The following is a 5,702-nucleotide window of genomic DNA, read 5'->3' on the forward strand; positions in this document are numbered from 1 at the left end:
GAGGAAATCGACGCAATTTATCACGATTCCTCACTTAACCGAAGACGTATGAATCTGAATTGAAATACTGTCTTATTATAAAGGGCAGCGAAGAGCCAGATTCCAATTACTGTCAAGCAGAAACGACCTGATCGGGTCGTCCTTGTTTTTTAATTGATCAAAACAAAGGTGATGAATATAACCCCCAAATACGCAAAATATCTACTTCCAATACTATTAATACTGCTTTTTGCCGGTACTGCCTCGGCTTTACCCACAGTAGTACACGACACGGTTCGAGGTGAGATGTATGTCTCATCCACTGCAAACTGGTATTCTAAATATACTACAAACAATTTTAACGTACCAAACGGTACCGTTGCTTTTGCACGATACTATGTAGGAATTTGGGGTTCCTCTGATGACCTCACGTATGCAAGAATATCCACTGCATTCAACGGGCATGCATTCCCAACAAATCCATCATATTATTCCTCAGAAATGGGTGTAACATGGATACCCTATGATGTCACAGACTACCTGCGCCCAGGAGAAATAAATACCGCAACTATCAACTCTAAATTATGGGGTGACGGTAGACAGTACGGCACTACTCTTGTAGTCGTACTGGAAAACGAAAGTAAACCACAGATGGAATACTGGATTGCAGATGGTCTTGACTGGATGCATGATGGTGACTATGTAGGATATGATGTTCCGAACTCTATCACATATTTCAATGGGACAGTAAATCTCTCTGACGTGCAGAGTGCCAGCCTGTTCTCAACTCACCTCACAGGATTCAATCACGAAGATCTGAATGGAAACTCTCTTTCAGATCCTGCCGATTCAACAAGTGGTGAATACTTCAACTATATCAGGTGGGACAATGTAAAGAACTCACTTGTGGCCGAGAACCAGACCGTAAACGTGGGACGAGGAAGCGACTCATACTGTTCTGCAGTCTTTCACGCTCTATCGATAATACACAAAAATAAACCCGATCTAGTTCCAGTAAACCTTACTCCTTCTTTTGTAACTGCCAACATCACAAATGCCATGACTGTAACCCTCAAAAATCAAGGAAACAAAGATTCTTCAGCTTTTAATATATCGCTCTTCGTGGACGACAAGCTAGTTGATACGCAGCCTGTGGCCAGCCTGGGAAGCGGAGACAACACAACCGTCGACTTAAACTGGACTCCTGATGGCAGTAAAGGTGCCTATTTGTTGACCGTGGTTGCAGATCCTGAGAATGAGATAGTCGAGTTGAATGAAACTAATAATATGATCACAAAACTGGTCGGCATAGCTTCGGCAAACTCCCCGATAGCTGAGTTCAGCGCAGATAAGACTTCAGGTGATTCCCCGCTTACGGTCAACTTCACAGATCAGTCAACAAACTCTCCCCTATCGTGGGCCTGGGACTTCAACAATGATGGAACAGTGGACAGTAACGTGCAGAATCCTACCTACACATACAATGCCGCCGGCACTTATACAGTCAAACTCACAGTCACCAACGCCGGTGGGAGTGAGTCCGAGACGAAAACAGGGTATATTGTTGTTAATCCACTAGCTGCCAACTTCACGGCAATACCAATTTCCGGTAATGCTCCACTTACGGTCAACTTCACAGATCAATCCACAGGCACACCAACTGCATGGGCCTGGGATTTTGAGAATGACAGTACTGTAGACAGCACACAACAGAATCCTACCCATACATATTCAACCCCTGGCAACTATACTGTCAGCCTTACAGTTACGAACGTTGGTGGAAACAACTCCACTGTGAAAACAGACTACATAACAGCTTCATCAGTTATTCCAGTAGCTAATTTCAGTGCTAATAAAATTCATGGTATTTCCCCACTCAGTGTCACATTTACAGATCAGTCAACAAACACGCCTACTGAGTGGCTCTGGGACTTCGGGGACGGTAACACCTCAACAAGCCAAAATCCTACACACACCTACACCACTGTCGGAACATATACAGTCAAACTAGAAGCCACAAATCTTGCCGGAACTAGCAATATTACAAAAACAGGATACATAACAGTTTCGGCAGGAGTTAGTCCTGTGTGGACAAGGAATACCTCATGGGATATACCTGATATAGGGTCTCGTGCAGCTCCGTGTTTTGTCGATTTAGACGGTGATGGAGACTATGACTTGCTGATAGGTACAGGTAGTGGTATTACTTATGCATATGAAAATACAGGAACTACAAGCAGTCCAGCTTGGACGAAAAAATCAGAATGGGATGTACCTGACGATGTGGGTAATTATGCTAAAGTGGCATCTGCTGATCTTGATAGCGATGGAGACTACGACTTGTTAATAGGTGAATATACAGGTAAAATATACGGCTATGAGAACACCGGGAATAAAAGCAGTCCTATGTGGACGAGGAATAACTCATGGGATAGTAAGGGTGGCTCGACTAGAGCATCTCCATGTTTAGCTGATCTTGACGACGATGGAGACTTTGACTTGCTAGTAGGTTTCCATGATGGTATCACATATGGATATGAAAATATTGGAACTAAAAACAGTCCGACTTGGACAGTAAAATCGGAATGGAACGGTCCTGCTACAGGATCTTCTTTTACAGGTCCCTACGCAACCGACTTAGACGGCGATGGAGATTACGACTTACTTATAGGTGAATCCGATGGTATTTCACATGCCTACGAAAATATTGGGACTGCAAGTAGCCCAATATGGGAGGCAAAATCAGAATGGAACACACCTGATGTGGGAGATAATGCTGAACCAGAAGTTGCCGATCTCGACAATGATGGAGATTACGACTTACTTATAGGTGCAAGTAACGGTATTTCATATGCCTACGAGAACACTGCAGTTTCAGTTGTAGCAAAGCCTGACCTCATCCTCACTGCGTTCACTCCAGAATCCAGCATTGCTGTGAATGCCCTCTGCACCATAGTTGCCACCGTTAACAATACCGGTACAGAGAATGTAGATACCTTTAACGCGACCCTTTCTGTAAATGGCACTGTCGTAGATACGCAGTCTGTATCAGGCATCGCATCAGGCAGCAGCGCTTTAGTTAACTTCTCGTGGACACCGGAAGCAGCGGGTGACTATAACCTCACTGTAACTGCAGATCCAGAAAATAGGATCGCTGAATCGGACGAAACGAACAATGCGTTTACAGTACTTGTCACAGCTTCTTCAGCGTCGACAACCCTGGTTGCGAACTTCTCTGCTGACGTAACGAAAGGTACGATTCCTCTCAGTGTAAATTTCACTGACCAGTCAACAGGTTCCCCAACATCCTGGTTCTGGGACTTTGGAGACGGTACCAACGCTACTGAGCAGAACGTTTCACACAAATATACATCAGCTGGTAACTATACTGTGAATCTTACAGTTGCAGATGCAGAAGGAAGAGATTCCAAGGTAAAGACTAACTATATTACTGTTTCTGAGTCCTCAATACCTGTAGAACCAGCACCAATTGCCGCTTTTACTGCTGATGTAACAAGCGGTACTGCTTCTCTCACTGTCAACTTTACGGATCAGTCCACAGGTTCTCCAACTTCCTGGTTATGGGACTTTGGGGACAATTCGACTGCTACCGAGCAGAACGTTTCACACACGTACACATCAGCCGGTAACTATACCGTTAACCTTACGGTTTCCAACGCTGATGGAAGCGATTCTGAAGTAAAAACTGAGTACATTGTGGTAAGTGAATCACTTCCTGGAGCACCGGTTGCAGATTTTGCAGCAACACCTACTTCTGGCGATGCACCACTTACTGTTAACTTCACTGATGCTTCAACTGGCAATATTTCATCCTATGCATGGGACTTTGATAATGATGGAACTGTTGACAGTACTGAGCAGAATCCAGTCTATACGTATTCAACAATAGGTAACTATACTGTTAACCTTACTGTTGCCAATGTAGACGGTAACGATTCTGAAGTAAAAACTGATTACATTGTAGTAAGTGAATCACTGCCTGGAGCACCGGTTGCAAACTTCACAGCCAATCGGACCAGTGGAACAGCTCCGCTTGACGTTCAGTTTACAGATGCATCAACTGGAAATATCTCATCCTATGCATGGGACTTTGATAACGATGGCAATGTAGACAGTACTGAGCAGAACCCGATTCACACTTACACCGCAGCTTGGAACTACACCGTCAATCTTACGGTCACAAATGAAGCCGGAAGCAACAGTACAGTAAAGACGGATTATATCACTGTAAGTTCAGCGAAAACTAACGATCTCACAATCTCCGGAATCATAAACACTGTACCAAGCTCTGCAGTCTTTGCCAAGGAGGCAAACACTGTAAAGATAACCGATGTCAAGAACACCGGAACTGACACCCTTACTAACATTTCGCTGGCTCTATATGCAAGCGACGTGTCCGATGGAACAGTTCCGGTAAACACGACAACAATTTCATCCCTTGCAGGCGGAGCTAAAACTACTGTCTCTTTAATTGATCCCACAATCCGCAGCCTGGAAGGCGGCACCGTAACCTATACTGCAGTTGTCGACCCTGACAACCTTATTCCTGAAAATAACGAGGCAAACAACAATGCCAGTGTGGATAAGCCTGTCAAATACAATGGGTATAAAGGCAAACGCTATTGGGAAGGTGGAAGTGATATCACAACAAAAGAGACCTATGATCTCCAGGGTAACCTTCTGTACTCCACTCAACCTTCTTCTGCTTATAAGGGTGTAAAATGGACTGGCAGGACGGAAACCTGGACAGCAAGCGATCTTTTGATTCCGAGCGGTTCCACTGTGGAAAAAGCCTTGCTCTATGTGCCCTATAACTGGGATACCAACCCTGGCGGAGTGCCAAAATGGACTGCAACCTTCAACGGAAACACGCTTGCAAACGGTACCCTCTACACTGATAAGAGTAATTTCGGCAGTTATGCAAATTATACATATGGTCTCTACGTTTTCGATGTAACAGATCAGTTCGATACCGCTGGAAACAGTCTTATCATGGCACCTGACTCTGAAAACAGCAATGCTCTGTATCCAAGCACTCTAGTCGTGGTCTACCGCAATTCTAACGAAACTAGAAAACAGATCTTCATCAATGACGAATGCGACGAACTAGCTTATTCTCCTACTAGTTACGGAACTACGCTTGAAGAAGCGACAGCATATGCTCCTTTCACAGACATGTCCGTTGAAACCGAGAAGGTCAGGAACGCTACGCTGTACAGTTTCGTAGGAAGTGCCGGTCCCAATGAAGGAAATCTGCTTTTCAATGGCAATACCGTTGCAAGCAATGCATGGCAGGGAGATTCAAGCTCCAGCAATGCACAAGTTTTTGACGTGAAAAATTACATTAATGAAACAGGAAACGAGGCCGGAATCCAGGGCACAACAAGTGGAGGCATGGATGCACTCCAGCAGATCCTTGTTGTTGAATATCAGGAAGAACAAAAATCTGCACCAGTAGCTAACTTTACTACAAATGTAACAACCGGTAAAGCACCTCTTGACGTTCAGTTCATAGATGCATCAACTGGCAATATCTCGTCCTATGCATGGGACTTTGATAACGATGGAACTGTTGACAGTACTGAGCAGAATCCGGTCCACATTTACACCGCAGCCGGTAATTACACCGTCAATCTTACGGTTTCCAATGCGGACGGTAGTGATTCTGAAGTAAAGACCGAGTACATTATCGTAAGTGAACC

At 44.5% G+C, this 5,702-nt stretch carries 1 protein-coding gene; it reads left to right on the top strand.

The window, feature by feature from the left end; all coding sequences use genetic code 11:
- Positions 1-171 precede the first annotated feature (171 nt).
- The coding region (locus A9239_RS01010) for a PKD domain-containing protein (protein WP_083250209.1) at positions 172-5,702 on the top strand (5,531 nt) is incomplete at its 3' end.

Source organism: Methanosarcina sp. A14, from assembly GCF_001729375.1.
GTDB lineage: Archaea > Halobacteriota > Methanosarcinia > Methanosarcinales > Methanosarcinaceae > Methanosarcina > Methanosarcina barkeri.